Annotated in this window: 13 protein-coding genes and 1 pseudogene; 4 read left to right on the top strand and 10 right to left on the bottom strand. The window is 67.1% G+C overall.

Annotation, left to right across the window (positions count from 1 at the left end; genetic code table 11):
• Positions 1–54 precede the first annotated feature (54 nt).
• Positions 55–1,347, bottom strand: coding sequence for a bifunctional 3-oxoadipate enol-lactonase/4-carboxymuconolactone decarboxylase PcaDC (gene pcaDC / locus ACSMXV_RS33615; RefSeq protein WP_473174889.1), 1,293 nt, complete (start codon positions 1,345–1,347; stop codon positions 55–57).
• Positions 1,348–1,379: 32 nt separating this feature from the next.
• Positions 1,380–2,479: pseudogene (locus ACSMXV_RS33610) on the bottom strand (IS110 family RNA-guided transposase).
• A 634-nt stretch (positions 2,480–3,113) separates the two neighbouring features.
• On the opposite strand from ACSMXV_RS33610, the gene ACSMXV_RS33605 reads away from it, so the two are divergent.
• A complete protein-coding gene (locus tag ACSMXV_RS33605) occupies positions 3,114–4,304 on the top strand; it encodes a competence protein CoiA family protein (RefSeq protein ID WP_473174888.1) in 1,191 nt (396 codons plus the stop codon).
• Positions 4,305–4,422: 118 nt separating this feature from the next.
• The gene (locus tag ACSMXV_RS33600; RefSeq protein WP_473174887.1) at positions 4,423–4,917 is read left to right on the top strand and encodes a hypothetical protein; all 495 of its coding nucleotides are present in this window, start codon (positions 4,423–4,425) and stop codon (positions 4,915–4,917) included.
• Here the strand turns inward: ACSMXV_RS33600 and ACSMXV_RS33595 are convergent.
• Together ACSMXV_RS33595 and ACSMXV_RS33590 are read right to left on the bottom strand one after the other, a co-directional pair.
• Entirely contained in the window at positions 4,892–5,410 is a 519-nt protein-coding gene (locus ACSMXV_RS33595; protein ID WP_473174886.1) for a transposase, read from the bottom strand. The genes ACSMXV_RS33600 and ACSMXV_RS33595 overlap by 26 nt on opposite strands.
• Positions 5,411–5,586: 176 nt before the next feature.
• Positions 5,587–6,084, bottom strand: a complete 498-nt coding sequence (locus ACSMXV_RS33590) for a hypothetical protein (RefSeq protein ID WP_473174885.1) — start codon at positions 6,082–6,084, stop codon at positions 5,587–5,589.
• A gap of 46 nt (positions 6,085–6,130) precedes the next feature.
• On the opposite strand from ACSMXV_RS33590, the gene ACSMXV_RS33585 reads away from it, so the two are divergent.
• Positions 6,131–6,667, top strand: coding sequence for a dihydrofolate reductase family protein (locus ACSMXV_RS33585; RefSeq protein WP_473174884.1), 537 nt, complete (start codon positions 6,131–6,133; stop codon positions 6,665–6,667).
• A 29-nt stretch (positions 6,668–6,696) separates the two neighbouring features.
• Here ACSMXV_RS33585 and ACSMXV_RS33580 read toward each other — a convergent pair whose 3' ends face one another.
• Positions 6,697–7,662, bottom strand: coding sequence for a helix-turn-helix transcriptional regulator (locus tag ACSMXV_RS33580; RefSeq protein ID WP_473174883.1), 966 nt, complete (start codon positions 7,660–7,662; stop codon positions 6,697–6,699).
• 101 nt (positions 7,663–7,763) lie between these two features.
• Positions 7,764–8,969, bottom strand: a complete 1,206-nt coding sequence (locus ACSMXV_RS33575; RefSeq protein ID WP_473174882.1) for an IS110 family RNA-guided transposase — start codon at positions 8,967–8,969, stop codon at positions 7,764–7,766.
• Positions 8,970–9,179: 210 nt separating this feature from the next.
• Here ACSMXV_RS33575 and ACSMXV_RS33570 point away from each other — a divergent pair, with 210 nt between their 5' ends.
• Entirely contained in the window at positions 9,180–9,545 is a 366-nt protein-coding gene (locus ACSMXV_RS33570; protein WP_181865526.1) for a VOC family protein, read from the top strand.
• A 178-nt stretch (positions 9,546–9,723) separates the two neighbouring features.
• Here ACSMXV_RS33570 and ACSMXV_RS33565 read toward each other — a convergent pair whose 3' ends face one another.
• The 4 genes from ACSMXV_RS33565 to ACSMXV_RS33550 all read right to left on the bottom strand — a co-directional run bounded on the left by ACSMXV_RS33565 (position 9,724) and on the right by ACSMXV_RS33550 (position 17,616).
• A complete protein-coding gene (locus ACSMXV_RS33565; protein ID WP_473174881.1) occupies positions 9,724–10,626 on the bottom strand; it encodes an IS3 family transposase in 903 nt (300 codons plus the stop codon).
• A gap of 68 nt (positions 10,627–10,694) precedes the next feature.
• Entirely contained in the window at positions 10,695–13,631 is a 2,937-nt protein-coding gene (locus tag ACSMXV_RS33560) for a discoidin domain-containing protein (RefSeq protein WP_473174880.1), read from the bottom strand.
• A gap of 92 nt (positions 13,632–13,723) precedes the next feature.
• Positions 13,724–15,193: a glycoside hydrolase family 32 protein gene (locus ACSMXV_RS33555; protein WP_473174879.1), complete on the bottom strand. Its 1,470-nt coding sequence runs from the start codon at positions 15,191–15,193 to the stop codon at positions 13,724–13,726.
• A gap of 125 nt (positions 15,194–15,318) precedes the next feature.
• A complete protein-coding gene (locus ACSMXV_RS33550; protein WP_473179144.1) occupies positions 15,319–17,616 on the bottom strand; it encodes a glycoside hydrolase family 3 N-terminal domain-containing protein in 2,298 nt (765 codons plus the stop codon).
• Between the last annotated feature and the right edge of the window lie 12 nt (positions 17,617–17,628).

Genomic DNA, 17,628 nt, shown 5'->3' with positions numbered 1-17,628 from the left:
CACCCCGCGGGCATCACACCCTCGGGAATTCTCGTCCTCGGCCTCTTCGGGCCGTCACTCCTGAGGAGTCGTCTCCTCCCTTATGACCGCCTGCGCCACCTTGAACGCGCTGTTGGCCGCCGGGACACCGCAGTAGACCGCGGCCTGCAGCAGCACTTCCTTGATCTCCGCCGGGGTGAGCCCGTTGCGCAGGGCCGCCCGGGTGTGGAAGGCGAGTTCTTCGAGATGCCCGCCCGCGACCAGGGCCGTGAGGGTGACGCAGCTGCGGGTGCGCCGGTCGAGCCCGGGCCGGTTCCAGATCTCGCCCCAGGCGTACCGGGTGATGAGTTCCTGGAAGTCCCCGGAGAAGTCGTCGGCCGCCGCCAGGGCCCGGTCGACGTGCGCGTCGCCGAGCACCTCCCGGCGGACCTTCAGACCTGCTTCGTACGGATCGGGGCGGACCCCGGCGACGGGCTGCTCCGCCATCGGCGCGATCTCCGCGACGGGCCCGGCGGACGGCGGGGCGAGCACCGGCTTGACGGGGGGCGCCACGATCGCCATCTGTCCCGTGGTCGCGTCGACGGCGGTCTGCCAGGCCGTGGAGAAGTGACGTATCAGCAGATCGGTGACGGCCGCCGGCTGCTCGACGGGCGCAAGGTGCGAGGCGCCGGGGACGACGGCGAGCCGGGCGTCGGGTATCCCGGCGACCAGCGTGCGGGCCTCGGCGGGCCCGGTCACCTGGTCCTCCGAGCCGACGAGGACGAGCGTGGGCACTCCGATACGGCCGAGTTCGGCGCGTATGTCGAAGGACGCGAGCGCCTCACAGGACGCGATGTAGCAACCGGGATCGGTGGTCCGCACCATCTGTACGGCCCACTCGGTGATCGCGGGCTGGGCGGCGGCGAATCCGGGGGTGAACCACCGCTCGGGCGAGGTGCGGGCGATCGGGTCGAGGCCGTTCGTACGGACGATCACGCCGCGCTGCCGGAACTCGTCGGCCGTGCCGAACCGGGGCGAGGCGGCGATCAGCACGAGCGAGGCGAGCCGCTCCGGGTGGCGCAGCGCGAGGTCGGCGCCGATGGCACCGCCCAGTGCGCAGCCCGCGTAGCCGAACCGCTGCACGCCGAGCTCGTCGACGGTGGCGAGCAGCCGGTCGGCCAGCTCTCCGACCGAAGGGGCGGGGTGCGCCGGGGCGCCGCCGTGTCCCGGCAGGTCGAACCGGAGCACCCGCCACTGGCGCGTCAGCTCCGGGACCTGCCGGTCCCACATGTGCCATGTGGTACCCAGTGAGGGACCCAATATCAGGACAGGAGCGTCTTCTGGCCCGTCAAAGCGGTATTGCAGGATGTTCGCTGGTGTCTCACTCACCCGCCTGAGCCTCTCATCTGTCACGACAGCCCCTATAAGCGGGGTCCTGGCTGTAGCTGTTTGACCAGGTGGAAGACCTCCCGAGCAGCGTAGCGCTTGAGGCAACGGACGATTTCGCGCCGGGTCTTGCCCTCTTTGATGCGGCGTTCGTAGTAGTCCTGAGTGCGCGGGTCGACCCGTAGACGGGTGAACACGATGCGATGGAGCGCGGCATTGGCCTGACGATCGCCACCACGGTTGAGACGACGGTACTGCCGGCGTCCCGAGGAACGCTCGACCGGACTGACCCCGCACAAAGCAGCGAACGACGCCTCGCTGCCCAGCCGCTCCGGGTTGTCCCCCACCGCGATCAGCAGAGCGACGGCCGTATCCGGACCGATCCCCACCACGTCGAGCAGTTGCGGGGCATGACACTCCACGAGCCGGGCCAGACGAGCGTCCACCTCCCGGATCTGCTCGGAGAGCTGGCCGATCCGGTGAGCCAGCAGACCCAGCGTGATCCGAGTGGCCTGCAGCACCGACTCCTCGCCGACCTCCTCGCGCCTGCTCACGTCGGCGAACCGCGCACAGGTTCGGAAGAGGTCGGCATTGCCCAGTCCGGCCAGTTCTTCCCGCAAGGCGGGATCGGCAGTGATCAGGACGGACTTGAGCTGATTGACGGCCTGCGTGCGCGCCTTGACGGCCGACGCCTTCGTGAGTTTGTACATTCTCGCGATCTGCACCGGCCCGTCGCCCGCTTTCGCCCGGGCACGGGCCCGCCCGCTCAATACGGCTCGCGCCGCGTTCTGCGCATCAAGCGGATCCGATTTGCCGCGCCGACGACGATCTGCGCGGTCCATCCGATTCACGTCAAACACGTCCACGCCCTGGGCCAGCAGATAGCGCGACAGGGACGCCCCGAAGGAGCCGGTCCCCTCCACCCCGGCCCGCCTCACGGCTCCCCACTTCCTGGCCCACTTCAGCAGATCGCGGTATCCCGCCGCGGTGGCCGGGAACTCGTCGGTGGCAAGCACCGTCCCCATCACGGAGAGCACCGCAGCACATGAGCGTCCCGGTGCGTGTCCACTCCCAGCACCACCTCCCCCACAGGGCGACGACGGCGCGTCTGCGGAGCAGGCGGCGTACTGGACATGGTCGGTCTGGACATGCCCGTTCCCCTTCCGGTCCGATGGCGCGTCGCGTTGCCGGTACCGGGCCGCGTCGGGCGGTCAGAATCGTGAGGACGCCACAACAATCGGCAAGCCCCTATCGGGACACGCCCCGCCAGCCCGGCACCGACAACGCACCATCCCCGGCCAACAGCCGACACCGTGTGATCGGGACACTTCGGTCAAACATGTCATGAGTCAGACCCCAGGCCCGGGACAGCACCCACCCAGCCTCCCGCCCCCATCTCACCTCCGCTCAAGGGCCGCAGAACATGCTCAATCCCTTTCACGCAACACCCAGAACCTGATCCCGGCCGACCACAACAGCGCACGAAGGCAAGCGGCGCGTTCAGGGGGACGGGGTTGCTCGTCGGCAGAGGCACCGTCACCGACCAGCCCCGCCACGGCAACCAACTCTGTTGTCAGAGGCAGGACTTACTCTCAAGACATGACCCACAACGTGCTGCATCGCGGTTACGGGATCACTATCGACTTGAGTGCATCAGACTGGGTAACCCCGACCGCCCGGGGCTCCTGCAGGAGATTCACCGCAACTACAAGCCCGACCTTCTCTACTGCCTCAGGGCCCACGAATACGGGACCGTCTGCCCCGGGTTCATGACCATCGTCGAGAAGAACGGCCGCTACCACGCCCGGCACGTGACCAGGGGCGAGGTGTCCGAGACAGCGGGCGAGAGCGAGCTGCACAAGGCGCTCAAGAACCACACCGCCGAAGCAGCCAGCCGGGAGGGCTTCAACGTCTCCGTCGAAGACCGAGCCGTACATGGTCGCCGTCGTACGGATGTAACGGTCGCCGGGACCAGCGGAAAGAAGATCGGCTACGAGATCCAGATCTCGCCGATCGCGAGTGGTTCAGTGGACAACAGGACGCGCACTGCGGTGGGCGACGGCCTGACACCGCTGTGGCTCGTGACGAACGAGAACTCGCTCGCCATCGATCGGGCGCCTTGGGCCAGGCTGAACGTCCAGCGATGGCAGGACGTGGGCAGTCGGGACGCCTTGCGCGTACGAGGAGGCGTGAAGGCGTTGCGCATGGTCCGCTGCGACTGGAGCACCCAGCGCGAATGCCCCAAGTCTGGTACCCGCTGTGGCGGTTGGCACGCCACGTGGGAATCGACGCAGGCGCACTACGACGACATGGTGCGCATGACGGCCACAGGTGAGCTCGTGACGCTGTTCATGCGAGCGCGCGCAGGGCGGCGGCGTGGATGGCACATGTGGGTGAAGCCGTCGGACAAGGCGGAGTTCCTCCAGGTCCGTCTGGAACCGGATCCCTATCTGCCGGCGTCGGCAGCCGGCTCGACCGCCGCGCTCCTCCCCGCCGAGCCGCTCTCGCCCGACCCGCACTGCCACTATGGCGAGGACAGCGGGATTCGCGCGGAACTCGCGCAGCCCCGTGACAGTGGTGATCCCATCGATGCCTCCGACTGGCTGTCGAAGGAGCCACCGCCGGAGTACAGGTCCACGTGGAACGTGGACGGCTGGGAGATTCCCGGCGATGTAGTGGCGGCGAGGCTGGCGTTGGATTCCGCCCTTCAGCGCCTGAAGGCACTCGCCGACACCCTCCCGGCGGGAGCGGACATCGCGGCGGGGCGAATCGACATCACCCACGCAGAACGAGAACGGTGGCTCGCAGCCCAGGAAGAGTGCAGGCGACTGGCCGCCGTACTGGCGACCCACCCATGGCTGCCCGCCACCCACGACCCGTTCAGTGCCCGCAGGGCCGTCTTCACCGCCGCGCACAAGGCTCAAGCCGTAGAACCCGCCAACGCGACGCATCAGCCCTAAGAAGGCTTCCGCTTTCCGAACGTGATCGTTTGGTTGGGGCTGGACGGGCATGAACGGCGGTTGAGAGCGGGAGAGATGGGACGGTTCGTCTGCTCGTACTCGCTCGTGGATGTGGCTGATGCCGTCGGTGCTGAGGCTGCTGGAGGCCCGGGAGAAGAAGGTTCGCGAAGAGGTCGCGCAGCTGCGGGAGGAGGCCGGGCGGGTGCAGGCTGCGCTGGCTGCGCTGGCTGCGCTGGCTGCGGCGGAGGATGCCCTGGAGCGGCTGGTGGGCGCCCGGGTGACGGTGGCGAAGGTGCTGGCCGAATCTCCGGCCGGGGACGTGGGGTCCGCGCGAAGCGTGGTGGCGGGCTCGGTGGTGCCGCACCGGGCTACCGGTGTCGGTGTGGAGGTACTCGCGGCGGAGTATCAGCAGATCCTGGCGGTGCTGGCGGCCCCGCGGGCTGCCGGAGGGATGCGGGCGAAGCAGATCGCTCTGGCGTTGGGCTGGGACACGACGCCTGCCAGGGTGGAGGGGGTGCGGGGCCGGGTGAAGCGGCTGGTCGCCCGGGGATGGGCCACCGAGGTCGAGCCAGGGGTGTTCGGTGCGGTCAGTGCGGTGTCGGCCGCGGGGTGAAGGCGTCGCGGCGGCGTCCGGCCAGCCGGCTGCTCATCAGCATGGTCATCGACCACTGCACCATCGCCTCATGCATGGCGGGCAGCACCTCGTAGTCGCGCACCAGACGACGCGAACGCATCAGCCAGCTCAGCGTGCGTTCCACCACCCATCGTCTCGGCAGCACCACGAACCCCGCAGCGTCGTCCGAACGTTTGACGATCTCCAAGGTGAGCTGGAGCTTCTCCCTCGCCCAGTCGACCAGCCGCCCTGCGTAACCGCCGTCCGCCCACACCAGCCGGATCGAGAAGTACCCCTCTCGCAGCCGGGACAGCGGCGGCACGCCCGCATCACGGTCCTGCAAGCTCGCCGCCGTCACCAGCACCACCAGCAGCAGCAACCCCAGCGCGTCCACAGCCAGGTGCCGCTTACGGCCGCCCACCTTCTTCCCGGCGTCCCAGCCCGACGTGGTGCGCGGCACGCTTGCCGCCGCCCGCAGCGACTGCGAGTCCACGATCGCCGCCGTCGGATCGATCTTGCGGGCCCTCCTTGACCCGGACCGCATCGCGCAGCCGGTCGTGCAGTTCGGTCAGCAGCCCGCAGACCTGCAAGCGGCGGGCGAAGGCATGCACCCGCCGAAACGGCGGAAAGTCCGCCGGTAGATTCCGCCTTATGTGGAATCGAGCCGGGCTAGTAGTGCGGCCGATTGCAGAGGAAGCAGCCGTCCCTGAGCGGGAGCGCGCTGAGGACGCGGTGGCGCACGCACGAGGCCATCGCGGCCTCGTCCGGGCCGGGGAAGCCGCGTGCGGCGCTGCTGTCGGCGGGCGGGGTGCAGGACTCCACCATGGTCGTGAAGCGGTGCAGGTAGTCATGCACGCGGGGCGGGTGGTAGCCCAGCTCGCTCCAGCGATGTCCGCTCGCCGCGAGTGCTGTGGCACGCAGCACGAAGTCCTTCGCGCGGGCGCGTTCCCGCTCCGTCGCACCCCAGTCGAACTCCGCCAGGTCGAACCCGACGGCACCGCGCCCCATGACGTTCTGGTCCTGCAGGGTCAGCAGCGCCGCGAAGCGGAAGTCCCAGTCCTCGGAGGCGAGATCGGACACGGCCAGCATCAGCACGTCGATGAACACCGCGGTGGCGCCATTGGACAGGTCCAGGTCGTGGCTACCGCCGGAGAAGATGTTGCTCACCGACCTATGATGCGATCCCGGCCCTCCACCTGCTTGGAGAAGACGCATGACGGATGCGAGCACCGGCAAAGTGGTCGTGAACAGGGTGATGTCCCTGGATGGGTTCATCGCCGGTCCCGGCCACACGATGGACTGGATCTTCGAGCACATGACGTCGGCGACGTTCCCGGAGGTCATGGCGGCCACGGGCGCCATGCTCATCGGCCGGGGCACGTACGAGGTCGGCAAGCGCATGTCCGACGAGAACACCGACTACGACGGCGGGGCGCAGTTCGTCCTCACCCACCGCCCGCCCGACGAGCTGGACCCCAACGTCACCTTCCTCACCTGCGACATCGAGGAAGCCGTGGCCACGGCACGCCGCGCCGCCGGCGACAAGAACCTGGAGATCCTCGGCGCCGACGTGGCCGCCCAGTGCCTGCAGCGCGGCCTCGTCGACGAGATCCTGGTGTACGTGCTGCCGGTGCTGCTCGGCGACGGCGTCCGCTTCGCGCCGCCGGGCCTCGACCGGATCGACCTGGAACCGTTCAGCAACGTCCAGTCGGGCGGGGTCACCATGCTGCGCTTCCACGTGCGCAAGTAGCCACGGTCGCAACTACTAGCTGTTGCGGGTCAGGACGTTGGTGACGGCGCATAGTGGTGGGCAAGATTGGTGGCGAGGTCGCGAAGGTGAGCCCTGGCTTCGGTGGGGCCGTGCACAGTGATGGCGCTCCCGAACGGCAGTAGTGCTCGCACGTCCTCTAGATGCAGGAAGCGGATTGTTACCTTGCGGCCGGTGGCGGATTCTTCATGGTCGTCCCAGACGAGTCGTAGGCCAAAGATCCGTTGCGCTCGCTCGATCTGGGTCTGGTCGATGGTGGCGCTGACCTCTATCGCGTGGTTGTGTTCCCACTGAGCAATGAGCGCTGCAGCGACGGTGGCCAGGGTCTGGCTCTCGCGGATCCGTCGTGGCTGGTCGACTTCTTTCCACGTCGTGATCCGTTCGAGTCGGTACATCCGTGGCACTCGGGCACAATCGGCGACGAGGTACCAGATGCCAGCCTTGGCGAACAGCCCGTAGGGATCCACGACCAGGTCGCGTGGGCATGACTCGCGTGGGCTGTCGTACTCGATCCGTAGCCGGCGACCTCGCCGCACTGCGCCGATCAGCGAAGCCGGAGTCGTGCCGAAAGCTCGTGCCTGACGCCAGGGACGGCTGTCCACGTGCACTACGTCGGTGAGCGGCAGGAGCTCATGAACTCGACGTGGCTGTGTAGCGGCGATCTTGGAGAGCGCGCGCTGGCTTTCGACCGATGCGTTGAGCTCCGCACGTTGCTTCTCATCCAGCCCAGTGAGCGACAGATGATCACGTTCGCCCGGTGTGAGTCGCGTGAGGTCGAGTCCGGATCCGGGCAGCATGGTCACGCCTCCGAGGCGGCCCCGGTGTGCGGTCACCGGCAGACCGGCGTCGCGGAGCCAGTTCAGATCTCGGGTGATGGTTCGAAGGGACACCCCGAGCGCTGAGGCGAGTTCCTGTGTGGTCACGGCATCCCTCGATTCGAGGAGCAGCATCAGGGTGAAGAAGCGGTCTGGGGTCACACACCAATTTTTTCAGGAATTGCGACACGATGCGGCGCATATCCCGGTCAGGCTGGTGGATGCGTACCTACCACCTGTGAGAAGGAATCTCAATGATCGTGTCAAGCCGCCTGCGTGACCGGCGGGACGGAGGTGAACAGCCTCTTGTCACGCAGCATCGCCCACAGCACGTCGACGCGGCGGCGGGCGAGCGCGAGCAGGGCCTGGGTGTGCAGCAGCCCCTCGGACCGTTTCTTGAGGTAGTAGTCCCTGGAGGGGCCGGGGCGCATCATTGCGGTCTGGGCGGCCAGGTAGAAGATGTGCCGCAGGCGCCGGTTGTAGCGCTTGGGCCGGTGGTAGTTGCCGCTGCGTCGGCCGGAGTCCCGGGCGACCGGGGCCAGGCCAGCGTGCGAGGCGAGACGGCCCGCGTCACGGTAACCGGACAGGTCGCCCACGATGGCGACGAACTCGGCGCCCAGGATGGGGCCCATGCCGGGCATCGATTCGATGATCTCGGCGCGCTCGTCGGTGTGGAACGTCTCGCGAATCTCCCGGTCGTTGTCCTTGATCCGCTCGTCCAGGGCCAGAAGCTGGTGGGCGAGGTCGCAGACCAGTTTGGCGGCCCGCTTCTCGCCAGGCAGCGAGGTCATCTGGGACTGGGCCGCGTCCACCGCCTTGGTGGCAACGGTGTTGGCGCCGCGGACCTTGCGGCGTTCCAGCCAGGTCGTCAACCGTTTGGCACCGAGCCGGCGCAGGGCGGCCGGGGTCTGGTACTCGGTCAGCATGACGACCGGGCCCTTGGCCGCGGAGTAGTCGAAAGCCCTCTCCAACGCGGGGCAGATACCGACCAGCAGGTCGCGGAGCCGGTTGATCAGCCTCACCCGGTCGGCGATCAGGTCGGCCCGGTAGTTGGTCAGCACCTGGAGCGTGGAGACCAGTTCCGCAGGCGTGTCCAGCGGGGCGAAGTCCCGTGGGCGCATGCGGGCCTGGTCGGCGATGACCCGGGCGTCCTTGGCGTCGGTCTTGCCTTCGCCCTTGTAGGCGCCGGACATGCGGTTGACTGTGCGGCCGGGCACGTAGACGACCTGCTGGTCGTGTGCGATCAGCAGGGCCAGCAGCAGGGTGGAGGCCCGGCCGGAGATGTCCACCGCCCACCGCACGTCACCGGCCCGTCCGCGGGCGGTCTCGATAAGCGTGAGGATCTGGGCCTCGTCGTTGATCACCTTCGTCGAGAACAGCGTCTCGCCGTCGGCGTCGATCGCAACTGCCCAGTGATGCCCCTTGCCGGCATCGATGCCGACCCATATCCGCGCGTGAGACGTGCTCAAGCCCGTGGCTCCGTTCCTCCGTGACCAGCACTTCAGTGGCCCGAGGAACACTCCGCCGACAGGTCCCTAACCAGCGATGACCGCAGTTCTCAATCAGTGGTCGGAGCGTCCCGGAGGACCGGGCGGCCATTCCTTCCGAGCCATCAACGGCAAACAGCCATCAGCCATACCCGGTCCTCCCGGACCGGCCAACATTCTTAGGGAACAACCATGACCACATCCGTCGTGTCCATCGTCTACGTGAACGACGCTCCCACCGCAGCTCGTTTCTACGGCGACCTCCTCGGCATGAGCCCCTCGTTCGAGACTCCGGGATACATCACCTTCGACCTCGGGCCAGGCGCTGACCTCGGTCTGTGGTCTGGCCAGTTCGAGCATCTGTCACCGGACGTCCCGCGCACCAGTGAGGTTTGCCTGGCCATCGACGGTGGACCCGACGAGCTCAACGCGACCTTTGAGCAGTGGAAGTCCAACGGGGTCACGATCCTGCGCGAGCCTCATGATGCGGGGTTCGGGCTGACCTTCCTCGCAGCCGATCCTGACGGGAACCGTATCCGCGTCGCACCGCAGGACTGAAAGGCCGCAATGCGGCAGGCGCGCACGATAGGTGTCGCGCCTGCCGTCGTCTGACTTCGAGAGGACGACGAGTGCCCCACGCGAAGGCCACCGTGAGGCGGTCGCCGCCCTAGCGGAACGGCTCAGCGACATCCCAACTCCGGCTGGCCCTTGAACCGTTCCGGGTTTGTCGGAGACTCTAGATTGTGGTTGTGACCTGGGGTTTCTGGGTTGTCTGGTAGTGGCTGGCCTCGTACTCGGCTGGCGGGACGTGGCCTATCTCACCGTGCAGGCAGCGGAAGTTGTACCAGTCGATCCATTCGGCGGTGGCCAACTCGACCTCGGCCAGGGTCTTCCAGGGCCGCCGGGGCTTGATCAGTTCGGTCTTGTAGAGGCCGATCGTGGATTCCATCAGGGCGTTGTCGTATGCATCGCCGACCGAGCCGATGGAGGCTGCGATGCCGTCGCGGTCCAGGTGCTCGGCGAGCTTGAACGAGGTGTACTGCGACTCACTATCCGAGTGGTGTATCAGCTTGCCGGGCGTGTGCGGGTGGCCGTCGCGGTCGCGCTGCCAGATACCTATCTCCAGTGCGTCCAGGACCAGTTGGGTCTCTTTGTTCATCGCGACGGACCAGCCGACGATGCGGCGGGAGAAGGTGTCCACGACGAACGCGACGTAGACGGTGCCGGCCCAGGCCGCGACGTGCGTGAAGTCCGCGACCCAGGTGCGGTTGGGCGCGTCGGCGACGAAGTCGCGGTCGAGACGGTCCGGGGCCCGCTCGGCGGCCGGGTCGGCGATGGTGGTGATGACTTTCCGGCCGCGGACGGCTCCGGTGATGCCGAGTTCACGCATGAGGCGTTCGACAGTGCAGCGGGCCACGGCGTGACCCTGCCGGTTCAGCTCCCGCCAGATCTTCCGGGCCCCGTAGACACGGTAGTTGGCGTCGAAGACCTCCTTGATCAGGGCCTTGAGATCCGTGTCCCGCAGTTGGCGGGCGGAGGGATTCTCCTGTGGCTGAGGCGAGACAAGTGGAGCGCAAGGACTGACGGCGAAGGGGCCGGTGACTCCCGCACGAGCCCCGATGCCAGCGTCCCACGTCACGAACGTCAGCCTATGGCCGGAGCGGCGCCCTTGGCGAGGCGTGTCACTCCGGCCCTGAAATCCCGAGGTCAGTTGTAGACGTTGAATTCTGCGACTGACCACCAGCTACGCGCAAGGTTGCCGGTATTGACGACCTTGATGTAGCGAGCTGTCTGTGCCGGGAAGGAAATCAGGTGGACTCGTTGGCCGTCCGCTACGGAAGAAACCTTGGTCCAGTCGGTTCCATCCGTGGATACGTATACGTCTGCGCTTCGCGCATAGTCGCTGACACTGCCGCCGACATCCAACACAATCTTGCTGAAGGTCTGCGTTTGTCCCATGTCCACTTGGATCCAGAGGCCGTCGTACTGCCCTGTTCCGGAGCTGTACCGAGTGTCAGAATTGCCGTCGAGCATGTTTCCGGGCGCATCCCACTGGCTTGCGTCCGAAGCCTTTGCGGTCCAGCCTGTCCGCGGCAGCGCAGGACCAAGATCTATGACGTCGAACGATGATCCACCTGCGTCTGCTCCGCTGGCTCCCTTCACGGAAACCGTGACCTTCCCCGCTGGAAGCCCCTTCGGAACGTAGGCGCTGATGCTCGTGTCCGACCAGGTGTCTATTTCGGCATAGCTCGATCCGAAATACACCGTACCCAGCCCCTGTGCATCGCCGAAATCAGAACCGCGAATCGTGAACTTGGAGCGCGGCATTCCTCGTTCCGGCTTCAGATCGCTGAAGGTCGGCGATGGGAAGCTCGACAGCTTCTTGGTGGTGAACATCGCCGAGGTGCCGCTCGGCAGCGTATAGGTGTACGAGCCGTCGGTGGATATCTTGAAACTCTTGCTGTCGGTGGTCCCGTTGAATACTACGGTGACCTGTTCCCCTTCCTTGCTGGTCCAGCTCTTCAGCTGAAGTCCGTTCGATACCGCTGTCGGAGCTGTGATCGAGCCGGTTCCGCGCGAGGACCCGTACACCTCGATGTCGCCGATGGCCCACCAGAAACCGGATGGCGCAGTACTGACGATGCGAATGTACTGTGCCGTACGGGTCGGCAACGTGACGGCTATCTTTCCAATGCCCCCGCTGCCGCTCGCAATCGCGCTGCCCCAATCGACTCCGTCATTCGACACGTATATCTGGTACTTCGTGACGTAGTCGAACGAATTGTTTACGCCCGTGTCGAAGACGATCTTATTGAAGCTCGTGGGGCTCCCCAGGTCGATCTGGAACCAGTCGCCGCTCGTCGTCCCGTGCCCGAGACTCCACCTGGTGTTGATGTCGCCGTCGATCGCGTTCGCGGCCACACCCCAATCCGGCTGCGCGGAAGCCGTGGCGGTCCATTCGCTACGGCTCAGCGCCCTTCCTGTCGTCTGGACGGAAGCTCCGATCGGAAGGGAGTACGTGACGAGCTTGTTTCCGGTACGGATGGAGTTCTGGTAGGGCAGCAGTGCCGGGTCGTACGTGACGGTGACCGGGCCGTATGCCGACTTGAAGGTGAAGTCGTGTGTCGGGTCCGAGACCTTGGTCGCTGCGGGGGTACGACCGCTCTGCGTAGGCCCGGAGTACGTGAAGGTGACGGCGTCGCCGGCGTTCAGGGTGTAGTCGAACGAGTGGCTCCCGTCCGCGACGCTGAAGGTATTCGCTGCGCTTCCCGAGTTGTGCGCGATCAGGACCTTCGATCCGTCCGGGTTCTGGAACGCGACGTTCTCTATGCTGCCTTCGCCGAAGGTGTTCGAGTAGATCCGGCGTGCTCCGGGCTTGACGAACCTGCTGACGTGAGCGAGGGCGTGGTAGTCCACGTTGTAGGTCACCCGCCCGTTGGCCGGGTCGATCGTGAGCAAGCCCCGAAGCATGGGTATGCCGGCGGTGTCGCTGTTGAGCGGGCCCCTATCGGGGTCGAGTGCGATGTTCCACAGCATCACCCCATTCGCCCAATTGCGCGTGCCGTTGATGATCCACGTACCCAGTGCTTCACTGAACGCCGTCTGGTCGCTGTCCTGCCAAACGCCTCCGGTGGCTTCCGTGATGAACGTTTCCTTGCTGGGGTAGTCGTTGTGGACCAGCGTCTGGTAGTTCGGGTTGCCGCTGTAGATGTGCCACCCGGTTCCCGCGGTGTACTTGGAGGCTGCGGGGTCACTGAAGATCGTCTCCGGATACGAGGGCACGTCCCAGTTGTGGTCCCAAGCCAGGATCTTCGTGGAGATTCCGTTGGCTTCGAACGCCTTGCCGATCTCCTGAATCAACTCGGCTTCCTGGTACGCGGACAGGACCATTCCGGGCCAGGTGGGAGTACCCATGGGTTCGTTCTGCGGGGAAATGTAGGAGATGGGCACGCCGGCTTCGCCATAGGCTTGTATGAACTTGACGAAATAGTTGGCCAGCGCGGAGGTGTACTCGCTCTTGAGGGTGCCTCCGATCATGGAGTCGGAGGTCTTCATCCAGCCTGGTGGGCTCCACGGGTTGGCCATGATCTTGATGGACGGGTTGAGCGAGAGGGCCTGCCGCAAGGCCGGAATGATGTACGGCACGTCATGCTGGATGGAGAAGTTGGACAGCGTCGGGTCCGTTTGGCCCGCGGGCATGTCGTTGTAGGAATAGTTCCCGGACGCGTTGAAATCCGTGGCGCCCATCGGAGAGCGGAGCAGGCTGAGGCCGATTCCCTTCGAGGGATCGAACAGCTTCTTCATCAGCTTGGTCCGCTCGGCGGTGGACAGTTCGTCGATGAGCCAGGCGGAGGAGTCGGTCATGGCCGCGCCGAAGCCTTGGACCTTCTGGTACTTGATGCTGTCGTCGATCTTGATCGTCAGCGGGTTGGCCGTGCTCCTCGCCTTGAACTGCACATCGTCCTGGCCGGCGACCCACTTGTCGGCCGATACGTCCGTCAGCCACACACGGACGGAGTTGTCACGTGAGGCTTGCTTCGGCTGGGGGGCGGCGATGGCGTTCCCGGAAACCTGGGTCCAGGCGGCGGCGACACCGACGGCGGTGGCCAGGAACTGGCGTCGTCCGAGACCGTATGAGCTCATGGAAGATCCTCCTTCGGACCTGCTTGTTCAGTACTTGGTAGAGCGGGTGGGACACAGTGCCGAGGTGGGGGATCGACCGGTTGGAGTCGGTTCTACGGCGACGTCGGCGCCGGCTCTGCGGCGCTGGTACTCGGCTCCTTGATCACGAGCGGGTGCAGTTCCCATGCGTCGACCGCGAAGCCGAGGCGCGTGCCCGGTGCGGTGCGGGCCTGCAGTCGCCACGGGCTCTGCCCTGTGGGGTAGAAGCGCAGGGTGAGGACCTGGCCGGTGGTGATCAGGAAGATTTCGGCGATGGAGTGGTCGACGACGACGCGCAGGTCGACGGGCCGGTCTGCCGGGCAGGGCATCCGGTGGGAACCGCCGCGGGCCCGGGGGTCCAGTGAGGCGTGGTCACGGTCGACGACCAGTTCACCCGCGTCTACGTCGAGACGGATGTCCAGGTACTCGGAGCTGTCCGGGGTGGTGACCAGCCGTAGACCAGCGTTTCCGGTCGGCTCCAGACGGGCCGTCAGGTCGAAGGCGCGGCCCACGCCGCCGAGGTCCACCGGCTGCGGGCCGTGCGTCGCGCCCGCGGCGTGGATGGTGTGTTCCCCGCGCAGGGCGAGCAGTTCGGTGGCAGGCTGCTGGCGCAGCCTGCCGTCGTCGACATGGATCTCGCGGGGCAGCGTGAGGACGCCGGCCCATCCGTCCGCGACGGCCCACGCTTCGTCGCGGGCTTCCCACGACCAGCCCCACAACAGCCACCGACCGCCCGGCGCGCGCAGCAGGGCCGGTGCGTAGCAGTCGGGGCCGTGGTCGGCGGGTACCGCTGGGCCGGCCCTGAAGTGGCCCTCGTGCTCTTCGCCGATCAGGGCTGCGACGCTCTGCGGGCCGGTGGGTTTGTTCCATGCGCTGAGGATGAGGGCGTTTCGTCCGTCGGCTGCCGGGAGGTATTGGGGGCATTCCCAGCCCTCGCCGGTGTGCAGGTCGGTGCCGCTGATCGGCTCCTTCTCGCGGGCCGCGAAGGGCCCCCGGTAGGTCCAGGTCTCAAGGTCGGGTGAGTCGTAGAGAAGGGCGGCGGCGCGGCCGTCCGCGAGGGCGGCGCCGACCAGCATCCGCCAGCCGTCGCCGTCCTGCCAGACGTACGGGTCGCGGTACATGGTGCAGCCCTCGGGCAGCTCGGCGATGAGCAGTTCGCCCCGCGGGTGGAAGCTTCTGCCGCCGTCGTCGGAGACGGCGGAGGTGACCGGCTGGTGCTGGAACGAGCGGTCCTCGCGGTGCGCGGAGTAGAAGGCGACCAGCCGTTCGCCGTCGGAGACGGCGTTGCCGGAGAAGCAGCCGTCGGCGTCCAGGCCACCCGGGGTCGGGGACAGGGCGATCGGCAGCGGCTCCCAGGTCAACAGGTCGGGGCTGCGGAAGTGGCCCCAGTTGAGGTTCGCGTGGGTCGCTCCGTACGGGTTGTACTGGTAGCACACGTGGTAGTAGCCGTCGTGGAAGACCAGCCCGTTGGGGTCGTTGATCCAGTTGCGGGGCGGGCGCAGGTGCGCCACGGGGCGGTGCGGATCGCGGGGTGTGGTGGACACACGCGTGCCTTTCGGTGTTTCAGAGTGGTGGCCCCGCCCCGCCGGCCTTCGGGTTAGCGGGGCGGCGGGCCGGCGGGGCGGGGGTCTTCAAGCCCGTATGCGGGCTACAGGTCCGGCTACGGGGTTCAGGTCCGGATATGGAATCCCGCGCTCAGCTGCTGCTCTCGTCGTGAGCTGGGGCCGACGCGGAGTGCGAACTCACCTGGTTCGACGACTCGGCGGTTGTCGGCTGTGACGAGTGAGCACTGCGAGGCAGGGATGCTGAGGCGGACGTCCAGGCTTTCGCCGGGAGGGAGTTCGACCTGGGTGAACGCCTTCAGCTCCTGCTCGGCCCAGGTGACGCTGGTGGTCAGGTCGCTGATGTATGCCTGGACCGTTTCCAGGGCAGGACGGCTTCCGCTGTTGGTGAGTCGTAGCGTGGCGTTGACGGTGCCGTCGGCGGGGACGTCCGGGTCGTGCACGACGAGGTCGGAGTAGGTGACGGTGGTGTAGGTGAGGCCCTCGCCGAACGCGAACAGGGGGTCCTGGGTGAGGTCCGCGTAGCGGTTCCCGTGCTGGCCTCGCACCTGGTTGTAGAAGACCGGTTGCTGTCCGACGTGGCGGGCGAAGGAGACCGGGAGTCGGCCGCTGGGTGCGATGAGTCCGAGGAGGAGTTCGGCGACGGCACGGCCGCCGCGCATGCCCGGGTTGAACGCCTCGATGAGTGCTGCGGCGTTGAGTGCCGAGTCCGGGAGGGTGCTCGGCTTGGACTGGGCCAGTACGACGATCATCGGTGTGCCGGTGGCGGCAACCGCGTCCAGCAGCGCGATCTGGCCCCCTTGGAGGTCGAGCGTCGCCGTCGAGCGCACTTCACCCGTGAGCGCGATGGTGTCACCGACGACAACGACGGCGTAGTCGGCGGCCTCTGCGGCGGCGGTGGCCTCCCGAAGCTGTGCCTGGTCGACCGGGGCGGGGGTGAAAACAGGCGGCTGGGGTTGGCCGTCGGGCCCGAGGGACCACCCTGGGTCGGAGGCGGGGCTTTCGATGTCGGCTCCGCGGGCGTACGTGATGGTCCAGTCGGCTGGTGCGACGGCGCGAAGACCGTCGAGCACCGTCTCCACCGACTCGCGTGGATGTCCTTCGGGCATCCAGGGGACCTGGCCGGTGGCGCCCGCCCAGTCGCCGAGCATGGCTTCCGGACTGTCGGCGTTGGGGCCGATGACAGCGATCGTCCGCGGCGTGCCCCGGCTCGCGGCGCGGCCGGTTCCGTCCGAGGTCAGGCCGCCTTCGAGCGGCAGGGTGCCGTCGTTGCGCAGCAGCACCAGGGAACGACGGGCGGTCTCGAGGTTGAGGTCGGCGTGTGCGCGGCAGCCGATCACCTGCGCCTGCCGGTCGGGGTCGGGAGTACGCGGGTCCTCGAAGAGCCCGAGCTCGAACTTCAGGCGCAGTACCCGCCGTACCGCGTCATCAATTTGTTTGTCCTCGACCAGGCCGCGGGCGACCGCCTCCTGGGCGCCCTCGAAGAACTGCGGCGTGGCCATGATGAGGTCGTTGCCCGCGTTGACGGCGATCGCCGCCGCCTCGGCGTAGTCGGCGCAGGTCCGCTGGTCGTAGACCATCCGGCCGACGTTGTCCCAGTCGGTCACCAGCGTCCCGGTGAAGCCCCACTCGCCCTTGAGCACATCGTTGAGCAGCCACTCGTTCGCGGTGATGGGCACACCGTCGATCGACTGATACCCGAGCATGAAGGCACGGCAGCCGGCCCGCACCGCCTGCTCGAACGGAGGCAGGAACCACGAGCGCAGCTTGCGTGGGCTGAGATCGGCTTCGCTCGCGTCGCGCCCGCCCAGGGTTTCGGAGTAGCCCGCGAAGTGCTTGGCGTACGCCAGTACGGCTGTCGGGTCGCTGAGTCCCTCACCCTGATAGCCGCGCACCATCGCCGCCCCGAGTTCACCGATCAGGAACGGGTCCTCGCCGAACGTCTCGTTGATCCGGCCCCAGCGCAGGTCCCGGGTGATGCACAGCACCGGGGAGAACGTCCCGTGGATTCCGGTCGCCGCGATTTCGGTCGCGGCCGCACGGGCCACCCGCCGGAGCATGGAGGGATCCCAGGTGCAGGCCATGGCCAACTGGGTCGGGAAGATGGTCGCGCCCGGCCAGAACGAGTGACCGTGGATGCCGTCGTCGGCTGTCAGCAGCGGAATGCCGAGCCGTGTCCGCCGGGCCAGTTCCATGGCCTCCGGCATCAGGTCGGGAGACACATGCAGGACCGATCCGGCCAGCTTGGCCGACACGATGTCCGCCAGGTCCCCGTGTTGTGCGTCGAGCATCAGCAACTGCCCGACCTTCTCCGGCAGGGTCATCCGTGACAGCAAGTCCTCGATCCTCGCCTCCACGGAAGCTTCCGGATCCAGGTACGCCGCAGAGCGGACCGGCTGTCCCACTGTGTTCTCCAA

The sequence above is a fragment of the Streptomyces sp. DSM 42067 genome, from assembly GCF_055792885.1.
This window is presented reverse-complemented; position numbering and strand designations above follow the sequence as displayed.